General features: G+C 55.9%; 16 protein-coding genes. 6 read left to right on the forward strand and 10 right to left on the reverse strand.

The window, feature by feature from the left end; translation table 11 throughout:
* Nucleotides 1-33: 33 nt before the first annotated feature.
* The 3 genes from prmC to hemA are packed head-to-tail and all read right to left on the reverse strand — an operon-like array spanning nt 34 to nt 3,244.
* On the reverse strand, nt 34-864 hold the full coding sequence (gene prmC / locus BFV67_RS12705; protein ID WP_069598461.1) for a peptide chain release factor N(5)-glutamine methyltransferase: 831 nt from the start codon (nt 862-864) through the stop codon (nt 34-36).
* Nucleotides 864-1,946: a peptide chain release factor 1 gene (gene prfA, locus BFV67_RS12710; RefSeq protein WP_021240360.1), complete on the reverse strand. Its 1,083-nt coding sequence runs from the start codon at nt 1,944-1,946 to the stop codon at nt 864-866. The genes prmC and prfA overlap by 1 nt, the downstream gene beginning before the upstream one ends.
* Nucleotides 1,947-1,987: 41 nt before the next feature.
* Nucleotides 1,988-3,244: a glutamyl-tRNA reductase gene (gene hemA, locus BFV67_RS12715; protein WP_008499512.1), complete on the reverse strand. Its 1,257-nt coding sequence runs from the start codon at nt 3,242-3,244 to the stop codon at nt 1,988-1,990.
* 201 nt (nt 3,245-3,445) lie between these two features.
* On the opposite strand from hemA, the gene lolB reads away from it, so the two are divergent.
* The 4 genes from lolB (at nt 3,446) to dauA (ending at nt 7,800) form a co-directional block, all read left to right on the forward strand.
* A complete protein-coding gene (gene lolB, locus BFV67_RS12720) occupies nt 3,446-4,057 on the forward strand; it encodes a lipoprotein insertase outer membrane protein LolB (RefSeq protein ID WP_069598462.1) in 612 nt (203 codons plus the stop codon).
* Complete coding sequence (ispE, locus tag BFV67_RS12725; protein ID WP_047747430.1) at nt 4,054-4,923, forward strand: 4-(cytidine 5'-diphospho)-2-C-methyl-D-erythritol kinase; 870 nt, start codon at nt 4,054-4,056, stop codon at nt 4,921-4,923. The genes lolB and ispE overlap by 4 nt, the downstream gene beginning before the upstream one ends.
* A 125-nt stretch (nt 4,924-5,048) precedes the next feature.
* A complete protein-coding gene (gene prs, locus BFV67_RS12730) occupies nt 5,049-5,996 on the forward strand; it encodes a ribose-phosphate diphosphokinase (protein ID WP_003856663.1) in 948 nt (315 codons plus the stop codon).
* 124 nt (nt 5,997-6,120) lie between these two features.
* Nucleotides 6,121-7,800, forward strand: coding sequence for a C4-dicarboxylic acid transporter DauA (dauA, locus tag BFV67_RS12735; RefSeq protein WP_047747429.1), 1,680 nt, complete (start codon nt 6,121-6,123; stop codon nt 7,798-7,800).
* Here the strand turns inward: dauA and BFV67_RS12740 are convergent.
* Both BFV67_RS12740 and ychH read right to left on the reverse strand, forming a co-directional pair.
* Nucleotides 7,786-8,844, reverse strand: a complete 1,059-nt coding sequence (locus BFV67_RS12740) for a MerR family transcriptional regulator (protein WP_069598463.1) — start codon at nt 8,842-8,844, stop codon at nt 7,786-7,788. The genes dauA and BFV67_RS12740 overlap by 15 nt on opposite strands.
* Before the next feature lie 122 nt (nt 8,845-8,966).
* Nucleotides 8,967-9,242, reverse strand: coding sequence for a stress-induced protein YchH (ychH, locus tag BFV67_RS12745; RefSeq protein WP_008499505.1), 276 nt, complete (start codon nt 9,240-9,242; stop codon nt 8,967-8,969).
* A 274-nt stretch (nt 9,243-9,516) separates the two neighbouring features.
* On the opposite strand from ychH, the gene pth reads away from it, so the two are divergent.
* Both pth and ychF read left to right on the forward strand, forming a co-directional pair.
* The gene (gene pth, locus BFV67_RS12750; RefSeq protein WP_008499504.1) at nt 9,517-10,101 is read left to right on the forward strand and encodes an aminoacyl-tRNA hydrolase; all 585 of its coding nucleotides are present in this window, start codon (nt 9,517-9,519) and stop codon (nt 10,099-10,101) included.
* A gap of 126 nt (nt 10,102-10,227) precedes the next feature.
* Nucleotides 10,228-11,322: a redox-regulated ATPase YchF gene (gene ychF / locus BFV67_RS12755; RefSeq protein WP_003856650.1), complete on the forward strand. Its 1,095-nt coding sequence runs from the start codon at nt 10,228-10,230 to the stop codon at nt 11,320-11,322.
* Nucleotides 11,323-11,861: 539 nt separating this feature from the next.
* On the opposite strand, the gene BFV67_RS12765 is transcribed toward ychF, so the two are convergent.
* The 5 genes from BFV67_RS12765 to BFV67_RS12785 form a co-directional block, all read right to left on the reverse strand.
* On the reverse strand, nt 11,862-12,650 hold the full coding sequence (locus tag BFV67_RS12765; protein ID WP_063617948.1) for a macro domain-containing protein: 789 nt from the start codon (nt 12,648-12,650) through the stop codon (nt 11,862-11,864).
* A complete protein-coding gene (locus tag BFV67_RS12770) occupies nt 12,607-16,965 on the reverse strand; it encodes an RHS repeat-associated core domain-containing protein (protein WP_071965098.1) in 4,359 nt (1,452 codons plus the stop codon). The genes BFV67_RS12765 and BFV67_RS12770 overlap by 44 nt, the downstream gene beginning before the upstream one ends.
* 3 nt (nt 16,966-16,968) lie before the next feature.
* On the reverse strand, nt 16,969-17,409 hold the full coding sequence (locus BFV67_RS12775) for a DcrB-related protein (protein WP_021240367.1): 441 nt from the start codon (nt 17,407-17,409) through the stop codon (nt 16,969-16,971).
* A 75-nt stretch (nt 17,410-17,484) separates the two neighbouring features.
* Nucleotides 17,485-18,561: a hypothetical protein gene (locus tag BFV67_RS12780; RefSeq protein WP_069598464.1), complete on the reverse strand. Its 1,077-nt coding sequence runs from the start codon at nt 18,559-18,561 to the stop codon at nt 17,485-17,487.
* A 3-nt stretch (nt 18,562-18,564) separates the two neighbouring features.
* On the reverse strand, nt 18,565-19,140 hold the full coding sequence (locus BFV67_RS12785; RefSeq protein WP_047747424.1) for a hypothetical protein: 576 nt from the start codon (nt 19,138-19,140) through the stop codon (nt 18,565-18,567).
* Between the last annotated feature and the right edge of the window lie 8 nt (nt 19,141-19,148).

Consider the following 19,148-nt stretch of genomic DNA (forward strand, 5'->3'; position numbering starts at 1 on the left):
CAGTCAGCCTTACGCCTTTATCAGTACCTGCGCTCATAACCACTGCCCCAGCGTCAGGCGTTCGTTGCCGCCGTAGTCGCGGCAGGTTTTGACATCGGCGTAGCCCGCCTGGGTAAAGAGCGCCCGCACGGCTTCCCCCTGCGTCCAGCCATGCTCCACCAGCAGCCAGCCGCCGGAAAGCAAATGTTGTCGTGACGTTGTCACAATGTGATCAAGGTCGGCTAAACCCTCCCTGGCGGCGACCAGCGCCGTCAGCGGTTCGAAGCGCACATCCCCCTGCGCAAGGTGCGGGTCACGCTCGTCAATATAGGGCGGGTTACTGACAATCACTCCGAACGTCTGCTTCTCCAGCGCGCTGAACCAGCTGCTTTGCAGCACCGTCACGTTGGTCAGGCCAAGACGTTCCACGTTACGCTGCGCCAGCGCCACCGCGTCGGGCATCACATCCACCGCCGTGACCGCGCAGTCGGGCCGTTCAGTAGCGAGCGCCAGGGCGATGGCCCCGGTCCCCGTTCCGAGATCGAGAATGCGGCAGGACGATGCGGGTAAGCGCGCCAGCGCCTGTTCAACAAGACACTCGGTGTCGGGACGCGGGATCAGCGTCGCCGCCGAGACGTAAAGCGGTAACGACCAGAACTCGCGCTCGCCGACAAGGTGCGCCACCGGCTCGCCGGTTTTACGGCGGGCAAGCAGCGCGGCGAGCCGGGCTTCCTGTTCAGCAGTCAGTTTGGTTTCGCCGAAGGCCAGCAGGTACGTGCGGGCTTTACCCGTCACATGCTCAAGCAAAATTTCGGCATCGCGTTTCGGGCTTTCGCTTTCGGAAAGCTCACCGGCAGCCTCACGTAACCAGCGCTGAAAATCCATTATTCCTGCTCGGACAGTGCCGCCAGCTGGTCGGCCTGGTATTCCTGCACGATAGGCTCAATCAGCATATCCAGCTTGCCTTCCATTACTTCGTCCAGACGGTACAGCGTCAGGTTGATGCGGTGGTCGGTCACGCGCCCCTGCGGGAAGTTGTAGGTGCGGTTACGGTCGCTGCGATCGCCGCTGCCCAGCAGGTTACGACGCGTAGACGCTTCCGCCTGCTGGCGTTTCGCCATTTCGGCCGCGTGGATACGTGCGCCCAGCACGGAGAGCGCTTTGGCTTTGTTTTTGTGCTGGGAACGCTCGTCCTGACACTCCACCACGATGCCGGTCGGCAGGTGGGTAATACGGATGGCGGAGTCGGTGGTGTTAACGTGCTGACCGCCCGCGCCAGAGGAGCGGAAGGTATCAATACGCAGGTCCGCCGGGTTGATGTCCGGCAGTTCAGCTTCCGGCAGCTCCGGCATCACCGCCACCGTACAGGCGGAGGTGTGGATTCGGCCCTGAGATTCGGTAGCCGGTACGCGCTGCACGCGGTGACCGCCGGATTCAAACTTGAGACGACCATACACGCCGTCGCCGCTGATCTTGGCGATAACCTCTTTGTAGCCACCGTGTTCACCTTCGTTGGCGCTCATGATCTCCACGCGCCAGCGACGCGATTCGGCGTAGCGGCTGTACATGCGGAACAGATCCCCGGCAAACAGCGCCGCTTCGTCCCCGCCGGTCCCGGCGCGGACTTCCACGAACGCGTTGCGTTCGTCGTCCGGATCTTTTGGCAGCAACAGCACCTGAAGCTGCTGCTCCATCTCCTCAGAACGCGCTTTCGCATCCTGCAACTCTTCCTGCGCCATCTCGCGCATTTCAGGATCGTCGAGCATCATCTGCGCGGTTTCGATATCTTCCTGAACCTGTCGCCAGTCGGTAAAGCATTTAGAAACATCACTTAACTGCGCGTATTCACGTGAAAGTGCGCGAAAACGTTCCTGGTCCGCAATGGTCCCGGCATCCCCGAGCAGCGCCTGGACTTCTTCATGGCGCTCGTGCAGAGCTTCCAGTTTAGCGACGATAGAAGGCTTCATAGGCGTAAGTGCACCTTGTCTTAGAAAATGGGTATAGGGCGCTATTCCAGCCCGAGGCTGTTGCGCAGAATAGTCAGGCGTTCATCATCCCCGTCACGGGCAGCCTGCTGAAGAGATTTGGTTGGGGCATGGATCAGGCGGTTGGTCAGTTTCCACGCCAGATCCTGCATAATAGCCTGCGCGTCGCCGCCCTGCTCCAGGGCCGCTAACGCTTTGGCAGTCAGGTCATCACGCACCTGCTCCGCCTGCCCGCGGTACTCGCGGATGGTCTCGCTGACGCTTTGCGCGCGCAGCCAGGCCATAAACTCACTGGTTTCCTGCTCGACAATGGTTTCCGCCTGCACCGCCGCCGCTTTACGCTGCGCGAGGTTGTGCGAAATGATGCTTTGCAGGTCATCTACGCTGTAAAGATAGGCGTTAGCCAGCTTGCCGACTTCTGGCTCCACGTCGCGCGGGACGGCGATATCCACCAGCAGCATCGGCTGATTACGGCGGGACTTCAGCGCGCGCTCCACCATCCCTTTGCCGATAATCGGCAGCGGGCTGGCGGTCGAACTGATAATAATGTCCGCCTCTTTCAGGCGTTCATCGATGTCGCTCAGGGCAACCACCTCTGCCCCCACTTCATCCGCCAGCACCTGCGCGCGTTCGCGGGTGCGGTTAGCGATAATCATCTTTTTCACTTTATGCTCGCGCAGATGGCGCGCCACAAGTTCGATGGTTTCGCCCGCGCCCACCAGCATCACGGTGACGGTGGAGAGGGATTCAAAGATTTGGCGTGCAAGGGTGCAGGCCGCGAAAGCAACAGAAACCGCACTGGCACCAATGTCGGTTTCGGTTCGCACACGCTTCGCCACGGAGAATGACTTCTGGAACATGCGCTCCAGCTCGCTGGCCTTCAGATGCCCTTTTTGCGAATCCGCAAAGGCTTTTTTCACCTGCCCCAGAATCTGCGGCTCACCGAGCACCAGCGAATCCAGCCCGCTGGCCACGCGCATCAGATGGCTGACGGCATCGTTGTCCTGATGCCAGTACAGGCTGTTGCGCAGCTCGTCTTCATTGAGATTGTGGTAGTCGCATAACCAGCGGATCAGCGCTTCGTGCAGGTTGTCCTGCTCTTCCACGCTTAAATAGAGCTCGGTACGGTTGCACGTCGAGAGCACCACGCCACCCTGCACCATCGGCTGTGCAAGCAGGCTGTCCAGCGCCAGGTCGAGCGTGTCTGGCGAAAACGTTACGCGTTCTCGCAGCGAAACCGGGGCCGTTTTGTGGTTGATACCGAGTGCTAATAGGGTCATGTTGAGCGGGAGTAGTACCAGCGTTAATAAGGTTAGCAGAACGCATCATACAGGATGCGCGAGATCAATAAAAGAGACAGCCCCCTTTCGGAGTAATAGGTTACACAACGCTTTGAGATAATTTGAACGTAGACGGTAGCCCCCTTCGACGCTAGCATTAACAGTTATAACTGCAACGTATCTCAAGGATTTGTCCTCATTATGACCCGACTGATTCGCCTGCTGCCCCTGGCGGCACTGGTTCTGACCGCGTGTACCGTCACCCGACCAAAAGGCCCGGGCAAAAGCCCTGATTCACCCCAGTGGCGTCAGCACCAGCAGGACGTCCGTAATTTGAGCCAGTACCAGACCCGCGGCGCCTTCGCCTACCTCTCTGATGAGCAAAAAGTGTATGCCCGTTTCTTCTGGCAGCAGACGGGTCAGGACAACTATCGCCTGCTGCTGCTGAACCCGCTGGGCAGCACCGAGCTGGAGCTTATCGCGAAACCGGGCGAAGCGCAGATCACCGATAACAAAGGCCAGCACTACACCGCAACCGATGCCGAAGAGATGATTGGCAAGCTGACCGGAATGCCTATCCCCCTCAACAGCCTGCGCCAGTGGATCCTTGGCCTGCCGGGTGACGCCACCGACTACACGCTTGACGATCAATATCGTCTAAGCCAGGTGAACTACACCCAGAACGGCAAAACCTGGAAAGTGGTGTACAGCGACTATGACAGCAAGAGTAAACCGTCGCTGCCATCCAACATGGAACTGACCCAGGGCAGCCAGCGCATCAAGCTGAAAATGGACAACTGGATCGTTAAATGATGACCCACTGGCCCTCTCCGGCAAAACTGAATCTGTTTTTATACATTACCGGCCAGCGCGCTGACGGCTATCACACCCTGCAGACGCTGTTTCAATTTATTGACTATGGCGACACAATTTCTATCGAACTGCGCCAGGACGGGCAGATTTGCCTCCTGACGCCGGTCGACGGCGTGGCGCATGAGGACAACCTGATTGTGCGCGCTGCGCGTCTGCTGATGAACGCCGCTGCGGAATCGGGTCGTCTGCCTGCGGGAAGCGGTGCGGACATTCGTATCGAGAAGCGTCTGCCGATGGGCGGCGGCCTGGGCGGCGGCTCATCCAACGCCGCTACCGTGCTGGTTGCCCTGAACCACCTTTGGGGCTGCGGGCTGTCGCAGGACGAACTGGCCGCCTTAGGCTTGAAGCTGGGTGCGGATGTCCCGGTATTTGTTCGCGGTCATGCGGCCTTTGCTGAGGGCGTGGGCGAAATCCTCTCCCCGGTCAACCCGCCGGAAAAATGGTATCTGGTTGCTCACCCCGGCGTGAGCATTCCGACCCCGGTCATCTTTAAAGATCCTGACCTGAAAAGAAATACCCCGATTCGGTCAATAGAAACGTTATTAAATTGTGAATTCAGCAACGATTGCGAGGATATCGCAAGAAAACGTTTTCGCGAGGTTGATGCGGTGCTTTCCTGGCTGTTAGAATACGCGCCGTCGCGCCTGACTGGTACAGGGGCCTGTGTCTTTGCTGAATTTGACACCGAATCCGCCGCTCGTCAGGTGCTTGAGCAAGCGCCGGTTTGGCTGCATGGTTTTGTAGCGCGTGGGATGAACATTTCCCCCCTACAGCAGGCCATTCTGGCGCAGACTGAGTTTCGGTGACAACGTCACCCTGTTCCAGACGTTGCATCGCGCTCTTTAATACACCGCCTGGATAGCCTTTGCCTGGCCCGCACAGTTTACGGCGAACGCTATCCACCACTGGACGCATGCCTGAGGTTCTTCTCGTGCCTGATATGAAGCTTTTTGCTGGTAACGCCACCCCGGAACTAGCACAACGTATTGCCAACCGCCTGTACACTTCCCTCGGCGACGCCGCTGTAGGTCGCTTTAGCGACGGCGAAGTCAGCGTACAAATTAACGAAAATGTACGCGGTGGTGATATTTTCATCATCCAGTCCACCTGTGCTCCAACGAACGACAACCTGATGGAACTGGTTGTTATGGTCGACGCCCTGCGTCGCGCTTCCGCAGGCCGTATCACTGCTGTAATCCCTTACTTCGGCTATGCCCGCCAGGACCGTCGCGTCCGTTCCGCGCGTGTGCCAATTACCGCGAAAGTTGTCGCTGACTTCCTGTCCAGCGTTGGCGTTGACCGCGTACTGACCGTTGACCTGCACGCAGAGCAGATCCAGGGCTTCTTCGACGTCCCGGTTGATAACGTATTCGGCAGCCCAATCCTGCTGGAAGACATGCTGCAGCTTAACCTGGATAACCCCATCGTGGTTTCTCCGGACATCGGCGGCGTGGTACGTGCCCGTGCTATCGCTAAGCTGCTGAACGATACCGACATGGCGATCATCGACAAACGTCGTCCGCGCGCTAACGTTTCTCAGGTGATGCACATCATCGGTGACGTGGCTGGCCGCGACTGCGTGCTGGTTGACGACATGATCGATACCGGCGGTACGTTGTGTAAAGCGGCTGAAGCGCTGAAAGAGCGTGGTGCCAAGCGCGTATTCGCTTACGCGACCCACCCGATCTTCTCCGGCAATGCCGTAAACAACCTACGCAACTCCGTCATTGACGAAGTTGTAGTATGCGATACCATCCCACTGAGCGACGAGATCAAGGCACTGCCAAACGTGCGTACCCTGACCCTGTCCGGGATGCTGGCCGAAGCGATTCGTCGTATCAGCAACGAAGAATCCATCTCTGCAATGTTCGAACACTAATCGAACACGGCCGAAAAACCCGCTGCGGCGGGTTTTTTTGTCTCTGGGTTTTATTTGTATGATTAATGCCTCCTTCACCTGCCATTCACATGACAGATGATGCGCATACGGATGATAGATAATTGTGAAAAACGTAACCTCCTCACATGTTCTGCCCTTTCGCGCCCTCATCGACGCCTGCTGGAAAGAGAAGTACACCTCGTCACGTTTTATCCGTGACCTGATTGCCGGGATCACCGTCGGCATTATCGCGATTCCGCTGGCGATGGCGCTGGCCATTGGCAGCGGCGTTGCACCGCAGTATGGCCTGTACACCTCGGCCGTGGCCGGGATCGTCATTGCCCTGACCGGCGGTTCACGCTTCAGCGTCTCCGGCCCGACCGCCGCCTTTGTGGTGATCCTCTACCCCGTTTCGCAGCAGTTTGGTCTGGCTGGCCTGCTGGTCGCCACCCTGATGTCCGGCGTCTTTTTGATTCTGTTTGGTCTGGCCCGCTTTGGGCGGCTGATTGAGTACATCCCCCTTTCCGTCACGCTGGGGTTCACCTCGGGGATTGGGATCACCATCGGAACCATGCAGATCAAGGATTTCCTCGGCCTGCAAATGCCCCATGTTCCGGAGCACTATTTACAGAAAGTGGGTGCGCTGTTTATGGCGCTGCCGACGGCCAACCTGGGCGACGCCGCCATCGGGATTGTGACGCTGGGCACGCTGATCGTCTGGCCTCGTCTTGGCATTCGACTGCCGGGCCATCTGCCCGCGCTGCTGCTGGGCTGCGCGGTGATGGCCATCGTCAATATGTTCGGCGGCCATGTCGCCACTATCGGCTCGCAGTTCCACTATGTTCTGGCGGACGGTTCGCAGGGGAGCGGCATTCCGCAGCTGCTGCCGCAGCTGGTGCTGCCGTGGGATATGCCCGGATCCAGCTTTACCTTAAGCTGGGATTCCCTGCGCGCCCTGCTTCCCGCCGCGTTCTCGATGGCGATGCTGGGGGCGATTGAATCCCTGCTCTGCGCCGTCGTTCTGGACGGGATGACCGGCACCAAGCACAAAGCCAACAGCGAGCTGGTTGGTCAGGGGTTAGGGAACCTCATCGCACCGTTCTTTGGTGGTATTACCGCCACGGCAGCCATCGCCCGTTCTGCGGCAAACGTGCGCGCGGGTGCAACGTCACCCGTTTCGGCAGTTATCCACTCCCTGCTGGTGATCCTCGCCCTGCTGATCCTCGCCCCGCTGCTCTCCTGGCTACCGCTTTCCGCCATGGCCGCCCTGCTGCTGATGGTGGCCTGGAACATGAGTGAGGCGCACAAGGTGGTAAACCTGCTGCGTCGGGCGCCGAAAGACGACATCATCGTGATGCTGATCTGCATGTCGCTGACCGTGCTGTTCGATATGGTTATCGCCATCAGCGTCGGGATCGTGCTGGCTTCCCTGCTGTTTATGCGCCGTATTGCGCAAATGACGCGCCTCTCCCCGGTTAACGTGGAGGTGCCTGACGATGTGCTGGTTCTGCGCGTGATTGGCCCGCTGTTCTTCGCCGCGGCGGAAGGTCTGTTCAGCGATCTGGAGTCTCGCATCGCGGGCAAACGGGTTGTGGTGCTGAAATGGGATGCCGTACCGGTGCTGGATGCGGGCGGCCTGGACGCCTTCCAGCGCTTTGTGAAACGTCTGCCTGAAGGCTGTGAGCTGCGGGTGAGTAACCTCGAATTCCAGCCCCTGCGCACCATGGCGCGTGCAGGCGTGCAGCCGATCCCTGGCCGCCTTGCCTTTTATCCTAACCGTGAAGCCGCGTTAGCGGATCTGTGAATTGCCTGATGCAGAGAAACGTCTCTGCATCATCACCCCGATGGCCTGCTGGAGCCATGCAAGCACGGCAGGCGTCATCCAGGTTCCCTTCATCAGATGCGGCTCCTGCTGCATGGCCGTACGAAACTTTTGCTGGGTCTCCGGGTTGGTGCCCGCGTACGACTGGAACAGCGCCAGCCAGTTTTCGGCAAGCTTTTGGGCATCGTCAGAGGCGGGGTCGAGATTTTCCCGCTGCGCCTGATGCAGCTTCGCCACCAGCGGCGGCCACTCCATCATGCGATCAAAGTAGTGCTTCCGCGTAAAGGCCATCTCTTCGGGAGTAAGGTACTTCTCCCATATACTGAGCTTGGATTCCGCAAACGCGCGCGTAATGTAATCCGTCATCTCCGGCGTGATGCCGGTCTGCACCTGCATCTGTGGCTCTACGCTGTGCATCTCGTTCAGCCGGGTAAGAAACTCCGGTTTGCCCGCCGTGTCCTGCTCCAGGCGCTCCATCCAGCGCGTCGCCAGGTTCTTCGCCCTCTCGTCCGTAACGGGTATATGGTGCTCCAGCAGCGCGTTGGCCTCTGCCACCAGCCCTGACCAGATAGCCGACAGCGCGTCCTTCTGCACCGCAAACGGCAGCTGCTGTAACTCTTCTTTGCTAAACCAGCGATCGTACATATTCATTAACTCCAGAGTCTGTAGCCAGGATTCCAGGTCCGGCGCCGCATCGTCGAGAAGCCCGGCACGCAGTTCGACCAGCCGGTCGCGCAGCGTATGTATGCTACGCAGCTGTTTATCCAGCAACGTGATTTGCGCATCGAGTAACTCGGTTAACGACAGCGACCCCTGCTCAAGGAAATCCCTGATTTCAGCAAGTTCCAGCCCCGCTTTTGCCAGCGCCTGGATCATATGCAGGCGCTGAACATCCGCCAGGTTGTAAAGCCGGTAACCTGCCGCGCTTCTGGCAGAAGGCAGCAACACTCCTGTTTGCTCATAGTGATGCAATGTGCGTACGGTGATACCGGCCCGTTTCGCCAGTTCACCCACCTGAATCAACATAGCTGCTCCTTTTCTTTGCCAGTGCCGCCACTCTGGCGCCTTACGTTACGTGAGGGTCAACCCTCGATGCAAAAAAAAAAACGACTCCCAGGGAGTCGTTTCGGTATTCTTTCGTCATGGCACTAGCTGTGCTTATGCTGATCTCGACGGCAGCGTTTATCGTAGTGGCGCACCCACCAGTATTTATCGCAGACTTCCTCATGTCCGCTCACGCGCGCCCCGGCGAGCCACAATACCGCACCGAGGAAGATGCTCAGTACCGCGCCATGCGCGAAGTATTGCGGAAGATCAAGCTGCGGCAGCTGGTTTAATATGGAATAACCTACGCCGACGACCATCACAAACAGCCCCAAACCCATCAGCACGTTACCGAGTAGCGAAGCGTTTTTGCGTTTCATGTGTCACCTCCGGAACTTTGGGTTGTCAGGGGAAAAGCCCCTAATCCTTGTGTGTAAAGTATAGACAACGCTCCTTTTATGAGTTGCGTGAATGATCACAATTACAGATAACGCCCACACAAAAGTTTACAAATAACACGTTGAACAGCTTGAAATTCTAATTGTTCAGGTAAGTAATTATTCGTATTTCGCTGCGACGATCGCAGAATTTTGTCAAGCGGCGCGCCAGACAGTAAACTACGCGCCAGATCTGGAACCCATTAGGAATTGAATCGTGACGATTAAACTAATTGTCGGCCTCGCCAACCCGGGCGCAGAATATGCGGCTACCCGCCACAATGCCGGGGCATGGTACGTCGATCTGCTGGCCGAGCGGTTACGTGCTCCCCTGCGTGAAGAACCTAAATTCTTCGGGTATACCTCACGTATCAACCTTGCTGGCGCGGATGTTCGCCTGCTGGTCCCCACCACGTTTATGAATCTGAGTGGTAAAGCCGTGGCAGCGATGGCAACGTTTTATCGCATCAATCCGGATGAAATTCTGGTCGCCCACGATGAGCTGGATCTTCCCCCTGGCGTGGCAAAATTCAAGCTGGGCGGCGGGCACGGCGGCCACAACGGTCTTAAAGACATCATCAGCAAGCTGGGTAATAACCCGAATTTCCACCGTTTGCGCGTGGGAATCGGCCATCCGGGCGATAAAAACAAAGTTGTCGGTTTCGTGCTCGGTAAGCCACCGGTTTCTGAGCAGAAACTGATTGATGAGGCGGTAGACGAAGCGGCGCGCTGCACGGAAATCTGGCTGCAAGACGGCTTAACCAAAGCGACAAACCGCTTACACGCTTTCAAAGCGCAATAATCCATCCAGTACGGCTTTTTTACCGCGCGTGATGCGGGTTACGTGTATAATAGGCGTAGTTATTTACTTTTCATCAATCGGTTATCGTTAACGGATTGATTATCAAGATATTAAGGTGATTTAGAAATGGGATTCAAATGCGGTATCGTCGGTCTGCCAAACGTGGGCAAATCCACCCTGTTTAACGCGCTTACCAAAGCGGGTATCGAAGCGGCGAACTTCCCGTTCTGTACCATCGAACCTAACACTGGCGTGGTGCCAATGCCTGACCCGCGCCTGGACCAGCTCGCGGAAATCGTGAAGCCGCAGCGTATTCTGCCGACCACCATGGAGTTCGTGGACATCGCGGGCCTGGTAAAAGGCGCATCCAAAGGTGAAGGCCTGGGTAACCAGTTCCTGACCAACATCCGTGAAACCGAAGCGATCGGCCACGTTGTACGCTGCTTCGAGAACGACAACATCATCCACGTCAACAACAAAGTGGATCCGGCTGACGACATCGACGTCATCAACACCGAGCTGGCGCTCTCTGACCTCGACACCTGCGAACGTGCAATTCACCGCGTGCAGAAGAAAGCCAAAGGCGGCGACAAGGACGCGAAAGCGGAACTGGCTGCGCTGGAAAAATGTCTGCCACAGCTGGAAAACGCCGGCATGCTGCGCGCGCTGAAAAACCTGACTGACGAAGACAAAGCGGCGATCAAATACCTGAGCTTCCTGACCCTGAAGCCAACCATGTACATCGCCAACGTTAACGAAGACGGTTTCGAGAACAACCCGTACCTCGACAAAGTGCGTGAAATCGCTGCGGCGGAAGGTTCTGTGGTTGTTGCCGTGTGTGCTGCCGTTGAATCCGACATCGCCGAGCTGGACGACGCCGACCGTGAAGAGTTCATGGCCGAGCTGGGTCTGGAAGAGCCGGGCCTGAACCGTGTGATCCGCGCGGGCTATGAGCTGCTGAACCTGCAGACCTACTTCACCGCTGGCGTGAAGGAAGTGCGTGCCTGGACGATTCCTGTGGGTGCGACTGCGCCTCAGGCGGCCGGTAAGATCCATACCGACTTCGAGAAAGGCTTTATTCGTGCGCAGACTATCGCGTTTGAAGACTTCATCACCTACAAGGGTGAGCAAGGCGCGAAAGAAGCAGGCAAGATGCGTGCAGAAGGGAAAGATTACATCGTTAAAGATGGCGATGTGATGAACTTCCTGTTTAACGTCTGATTTGTTTTGAATGAAAAAAATCCACGCCTTGGCGTGGATTTTTTTAAGTTAACGAACTTAAGCCCTCTTGCTTAGATAGAACTCAAGATATTTTTTAGGTCTATCCTGAAATGCACGCTCTTTGCCGTAGTTATAAGCATCGTTAAAATATTTATACGCTTCCTCGAATTGATTCAACTCATAACAGACCATGCCGAGATCGATTAAGGGTGCAGTGTCTATATCCGATCCACGTGTCCGTAATGTCGTCTCTCCCCATTTCTTTGCCTCAGCGTAATCCGCGAGATCAAAATATGCGCTGTACATGCAGGCAGAGATCCAGTTGGCAAATTCAGATTCGAACTTTGGCTCAGGAAGAGCTTGCCAGGCATTTTGGTATTGCTCTAAAGCCTCGGCGTATTTTTGGTTGTCGTGAAACTCGTTCCTTGTTCAATAGTATATGTTATAGATATTTGCATACTAAAGCCCTTGCCCCTTTAAATAAAAGACCTTCCCCTAAGCAACAATCAAATCTAATAAATAGACTCCTAAATTTCATATTATAAAGTTATTACACTGCAATCAATCATCTTATAGCAAATCTTTTTTTGTATTAATGTCTCTATAACATTCCAATCACCTCCACCAAGGCCTGCTCCTATCCTTGGCATTTGTACTGAAAGGCGATTAACTAAAGCAAAGTCAGATAATTTTTCAAGACAAACTTCCAGGGATGCATATGATACGTATTGTTTTCTGTCATTTATATTTTTCTTTATTCCATCCTGCGCATACATATTAGCAATAAATATTTGCTCTTGAGCATCAACTATGACGAAATCAACCATTCCTAATTCAGGGAAGTTATTTTCTTTGAAGCTACTGAGATAATGTTTCTTTGCAGCCGGGTATTTATTTGAAAGGGACAGAACAAAACCTTTACCCCATTTCCCTTTATTATTCACAATATGAGCAATAACTGTGGATTTTTTCAAAGGTTCCACAGCATCTCCAGATAAGTACTTTATTCGCTTTTTTTCTTGCAATGAACTCGTTGATGTTTGCCAGAAAGTTTCAAATTCCTCATTTGAAATTTCTTCAGCGTCACTTAAGTCCAAGTCGCTTTTTTTACCATCATATAATAGAAAACCTACTTTATCATTTTTGTCCAGCAAAGAGGAAGAAGCATAATATTCACCATCTATAATATTTATTTGTCGAGTGGTTACATCTCCTATAAATTCATTGAGAATGATCCCTTCACCTGCAATAAAATCCACATTTCCTTTATAATATTTTTTCACCTCAACCACAACTCCTCCCACTTTTAACAATTCTTTTAGAGACATCGAGATCTTTTGTGTTTAAGATCAAAAATGTATTTTTCCGGGGTTCAATTACATCTAAGCCAGTAACATCTATTTCGACAAAATGGCTTATGCCTTTTAATTTCCTCGCATCACCATATATATCAGCTGCTAATTGACCCAGAGACATTTTTCCAGTTCCGCCAACATCTTTAAGTGTTCGTCCGCCAATCATTTCAGGTCTGATATTAGTGAAGTATTGACCATCCCCGAATCGGGCGTGTATATCTCCTGATGAAGGTCTTATTACACCACTTTCCGTGATACCTTTCATCCCTTCTTCAGTCGTGTAGTGAATTAATGTTTTAGGAGTCAACCCCCACGGATCCACCCATCCCAGCGCATTCGGCGCATACTGGTAAAGGTTTATCCCCCCCGCCAGCCCTATCGGGTCCTGCTGCGTAAACCTTCCGCAGTCCGGGTCGTAATACCGGAACAGATTGTAGTGCAGCCCTGTCTCACGGTCCAGGTATTGCCCCTGCATGCGCAGGTTCTGAGAATATCCTGATATCTGCGTCTCGCTTTCCCGCAGCAGCTTGCCCCAGGCGCTGTTCACCCCTTCCCAGCGCACCTGCCCTTCGATATCCGTCATCCGCTCCGGCGTGCCGTTCGGCTGGCAGTGGAACCAGAAAATCTCCGGGGCATCAACACCGTCAATACGCGCCAGCGGATCGTAGCTGTCCTGATCGCTGTAGACGTAGGTGAGCGGCACATCCCCGTGCACCTCCTGCAGCAGGCGGAACCCTTCCCAGACAAACCGGGTGGTGACCGGCTTGCCGGTTGGCTGTCCGCCCAGCATCTGGCGTCGCGTTTTGCTGATGCGGCGACCGAGCGGATCGTAGCGGAAGCTGACCTGCGTCTGCGGCCTGTTGCGGTCCCTTGGCTGGCTGATGACCTCTGTCAGGCGATGCTCGCCGTCATAGCGGTAGTGCCAGCGGGTCTGGCCGTTATCCTTCTCCACGGTACGGCCGTGGATGTCATAGCGCCAGCGAATGCCGTTCAGCTGCGTCAGGCGGTTGTGCGTGACCTTCTCAGCAGAGCCTTCAAGCGGGTTACCGGCAGCATCCCAGCGCCACTGCTCCTGGCCAGGCAGCGTGCCGTCCTGAACGAGCAGGCGCCCGGCGCTGTCGTACTGCCAGCGGTACCAGCTGAACGGGTTATCGTCCCGCTCTTCGCGCACCAGGTTATTGCGGTAGTCATAATCCCAGCGGCGGGACCAGCGGCGCGGCGACGGGCGCTGGGCATTGCCGGTAAAGACGTCCCGGCGGTGCAGTCGGCCGAGGCGGTCGTATTCGCTGCGGGTGGTCAGCAGCCCCTGCGTGCGGCTGGTCTCGCGGTGAAGCTCGTCGCGGGTAAAGTCGGAGACCGACAGCTTATCGAGGGCAATGCTGAGCAGATGCCCGCTGCCGTAGTAGAACTGTTTCAGCTCGCGGCCATCGGGCAGCGTGACGGAGGTGCGGTTGCCCAGCGCGTCATACTCCCATGCCAGCTCACCGTGCTCGCCCGCTTCGCGCGTCACGCGACCGAGCGCGTCATACTCAAAGGCAAGCTCCTGCTCTGCCTCGGTGGTCCACGCGTCGGCTGAAAGCGCCGGATGCAGCCCAATCCGGCTTAATAGCCCGGACGGCGTGTAATGGTAGCGGGTCTGCCCTTCCGGCGTGGTGCGGGCGACCAGCTGGCCGCTCGCGCTCCAGGCGAAGGCGTGGGTGATAGCCTCCGGATGACCGGCGGCAAAGGTGCGCGCAATCGTGCGCCCGCAGGCATCATAGCGATACTGCGAGGCCACGCCATCAAGCCCCACCTCTTCCAGCAGCAGCGAGTCTGGCCCCCAGCGGAACTGATACGCTTCGCCGTTCTCGTTTTCCAGGGCAATCAGACGCCCGCGGCTGTCCCAGCTGCGGCGCACCTCTTCACCCTGCGTATTTCGGGTGGCGGTTAAGCGCCCCGCCTCGTCGTATCTGAACTCACTTTCTTTCCCGTCGGCGCCCGCATGTTTCACCGGCAGGCCACGTTCGTTCCATTTGAGCGATTCCGTCCAGCCTTCCGGGCGATCGAGCTGCACCGGACGCCCTGCGGCGTCGTAGCGGTAGCGCGTCTCTTCACCGTCGGCGCCAGTCTCAGCCACCAGCCAGCCCAGCGGATGATAGCGATAGCGGGTAATACGCCCGGAACAGTCCGTCGAACGGACAATCTGCCCGGCCTCGTTGTACTCCTGGTAGCGGCTGTTGCCTGCGGCATCGACCTCTTCAACGACCTGGCCGAACGCGTCCCGGCGTAACTGCGTCGTCTGCCCCATCGGGTCCACCACGCGCTTCAGCCCGTGATGTTCGTCGTACCAGAACCGGGTGGCGCTGCCGTCGGCTTCGATAATGGCCGCGGGAAGCGCGCGGTGCTCCAGCCAGGTGGTGGTGCGTGTATTGCCGTCGGCATCGGTCTCCTGCACCCGGTTGCCCATCTCGTCGTAGACGAAGGTGACGGCGTTGCCGAGCGGATCGATGCGACGCGTCAGAAGCTCGTTATCATCCCACTCGTAGCGCCAGTTTTCACCGCGCTCGTCAACGTAGCGGACAATCAGATTCTGCGCGTTCCAGTAGTGGCGGCGCGTCTGACCATCGTAGTGCTCGACGGTCGTCAGCCCGGCGGCTAAATCATAGCTAAAGCGGCAGCCGTCGCCGGTGCTGGTGCGGTTTTCCACCACGCGCCAGTGGTCGAATTTTTGCCAGCGGTATTCGCTCTCCAGCCCGCCCGGCATCCGGTGCCAGACCATCAGGCCGTGGTCGTTGTAACGGTATTCACGCGTCACCACGCCGGAGGCGTCCGTCGCGCTCGCCAGCTGGCCGCGCGCATCGTAGCACCACTGCATCAGCGGCCAGGTTTGGTTGCCGTCGAAATGGCTGGCTGCGGTCACGCGCAGCGGGAAACGTTCATCGTCATAGCGCAGGGTGACGTCGATGGCCCGCGGCTCATCATGGATACCAACCAGCCTGCCGTGCTCGTCCCACTCCGTCAGCAACGCGTTGTCGTATTCGTCGCTGAGGGAGGCCAGACGCAGGATGGAGGGATTCGCGCGGGTCGGTTTATACAGACGCCACACCGCGCCGTCATCGTCGGCAATCGCCACGTCGCCATTCTCATTGCGGCGGATAATGATGCCTTCGCTGATGCTGTAAAACGCGCGGTCGACCGGCGGCAGCTCAAAGCTCAGCTCGCGCCCGGTTTCGTCGAACCAGGTCGCATTGTTATCTTCCAGCGTCAGATAGCTGTCAAAAGTCGTTGCCCAGCCCAGACCAAACAGCCCTTCGCGGGTGGTCAGGCTGTTGTAGCTGCGCTGCCAGCGAAGCGGGAAGCGCCCCGGCAGCGAGAAGTCGAGCTCATCGTCGTCGTTCAGCACCTTCACGCCGGTGGCGGCGTGAACCGGGTGCGAGGAGCCAAACACGGCATTCACCGCCATATCGGCCAGCATCCCACCGCCAGCCGCTGCCAGCGCGCAGGGCATGTTTTTGAGGATCTTGCCCGGGCGCCCGCGCAGCAGGGAGAGCGCAATCATCCCCAGCGCCAGACCCGGCGTTTTACCGCTTTTGATATCACGGACCGTGAGCGTGTCCCCGCCGATGATCACGTTCGGGGAGACGTCGTCGGAAACGGTGCCTTCGCAGGTGGTGCGATCTTTCGCACGCACCGCGGGCTGCCCGTTGATAAAGACGCTTTTGGAGCCTTCCGCCAGATACTGCGGCCCGGAGTGCTTTTCACACGCCACCTTGTCCTCTTCCAGCGGCGAGGTTCCCGCGGCGGCTGAGGCCACGCTCGGCTGCCACATTTCGCTGCCAAACTGTCCGGCGGCGGAAAGCAGCATGCCCGCGTAATCGGCAAAGCTGCCCGGCGACTGCGGCTCAGGGGACGGTGTATCGGCGGGCGTGAGCGTGCCTGCCGCGCGCGCGGCAGGGATTGCATTGGTCAGTACGTTGTTCGAACCGGTGGTGATTTTACCCGCAGGCGACGGCGGGAAAAGCGCATTGCCTAACCCTTCCGCGGCGTTGCTGATATCGTCGGTGATCCCCGCCACGTTCGCCAGCACGCCACCGATAATCCCGCTTAACAGACAGCTGGACCCAATCGCCGCCACGCCCGCTGCGGCGGCTCCGGCACCGAGGAGTGGCGCGGCGGCCGTAGCCGCCAGCCCCACTGCCGCACCGATCACCGCATAGGCGGCACCTTCCGCCACAATGCTGGTGATATCAGCAAAAATGCTGGAGTGAATAATCTCGTCGCCCTTACGGGCCGCGTTGTTATCGCTCATGCCTTACACATTCCGGTTGTCGTTTAGCGTCAGACTCTGCTTAAGCGCGCTCCAGCGCACCTCGTCCTCTTCGGTAAAGGCTCTTAATGCCGAGAGGGTAAAAATCATCAATACCGGTTTGCCCGGCGTCTGCACGGCCAGCTGTTTTTGCCACAGGCGCTGTCCGTTACGGTCAAACGTGGTCTCAACTTCCAGCCCGTTAATTTTTCCGTCAGGCCCGGCGTTTACGTTCCGGAATTCGCTCTGGGCGATCTCACCCATCTGAGGACGTAACACATCCCACTGGCGGTGAAACTCTTGTTCGTAGTCGCTGCCATCGGGAATCACGCCGCGGCTGACCACCACGGACAGCCCGCTTTCGTCATCGCGAATGATGTTCATGCTGTTATCCTGCCAGGCAGCAGGAAAAAGGGAAAATGAACCTTCCTGGAGGGTGTATTTCATAAGTGAACTCGGGATGATTAATATTGAGAGAAACAAAAAGGCCAATCCATGTTGGCCCTTTGGCTGGCTGTTTTATTATTTACGCCATTGACCTGATTGTTCGACTAAAACATGGCTGCCTTTGCTGACAACCAATTTCACGGGTGCATACGTCACGGTATAAGCGATCTCGCCATTCTTGTAGGTTGAGCCGATTATTTTACCTGCGGAGTCGTGCAACGTTTTTCCCCTTAAGGAGATCGTACTGTTATCGCTTTTGCGCACGCCGAGATAGACCATCTGATCACATTCGCTATCAAAATGACCGCACTTATTTATAAGAGAAATAGCGAACCTTTCGGTGTCCAGTTTTCTGGTTTCAGCGTTTTGAACCGAAGCGGCTTTACGTAACGTATAACGCTGCGGAGCATAATCATTTCCTTTTTGAGGAGGAGTAACTAAACGCCATTCCATCTCACTCCCCTTTATTTCCAGAACAGCCCGTCCGCCTGCGCCGCCAAACGATGAGTTGAACTCAACGTTCGCACGGTTTCCCGCGATCGTACCGCTAAGATTTAGCTCATCATCTTCCGGGCAGTCGATGCGGTTTCCTCTCCGGGAGATATAGCAATAAGACCCGGTGATACGGTTGCCTGATTCAGCTAACTGCAGGGTTAACGTCGAGTCGTTGCCAACCCCGCCTGCCCAAAACCCGTCAAACGCAGGTCTCGATTGGCTGTTCGCTGCAAACTGCATCGTATTGAACCTGGCGGCCCATTGCTGAATATCGGCATTAATCGGCTGACTATTATCAGATGACTGGTAATGGATAACGTTTGATTCTGGAACCACCCAGGCCGCGAAGATTTTGCCGTCAGGATTGATAACCAGCGCTGAGGCATTTTCCTGGTAGAGATCCTTTAGCCAGCCCTCAACAAACAATCCTCCACCTGGAGTGGTATGCGGTTCACCGAAGACATCAAAGTTATCAATAAAGGCCTGGTAATGATTTCCCAGCGTTTTCCTGAGAATGTCTGTCACTTCGCTATCATTAACGATGCGACTTACCGTATTGAGCTTATTGTATTGCGATAATTCAAGCGCGGTTGACGTTTCAACGACGCCTGCCAATAAAGCAGTGAACAATACGACTGCTAAATATTTTTTGGTCATAAATCACTCTGAAGAACCATTATCGTAATTCATTGTTATTTTTACAACCTTACTGTCTTTTACCTCAAAAGAGAGTAATTTCTTACCCAATTCATAGGAAACCCACTGCTCTCCGGAATCATTTTCGACCTGGCCACCACCATAAGCTTTATTAAGTTCATTTATTGTTGAACCAATATGGATCCCGCGAACTGTTTTGCCATCCGCAGCAGTTAGCGTAATCTGCGACACAATATAATCATCAACGCTTCTCTCGGCTTTATCCCACCAAAGATTGGAACTGAATATTTCTAACCCAGACTTTTGATGCTGAAAGAATTTATAATTTGTTCCGTCAAAAGGAACCTCTCCGACAAAATGGCCTTCAACCGGTAACTCAACTTTACGTGCAACGTCATTAGTCCATCTGTCGCCCAACGCGACAGATTGATTGTTTATTTGTACAGAAAAATCGGGATTTGCTAAAAGATTATGTGATGAATTTTCAACTTCTTTATTGATTTGAGCAGTCGCCGCATAACTGTTCAAACTGCAGAACACCAGAACAGAACAGAAAACACTCAGAATTTTCTTACTCATAAGTTAAT

Origin of the sequence: Enterobacter roggenkampii (assembly GCF_001729805.1) — a bacterium.
Lineage (GTDB): Bacteria > Pseudomonadota > Gammaproteobacteria > Enterobacterales > Enterobacteriaceae > Enterobacter > Enterobacter roggenkampii.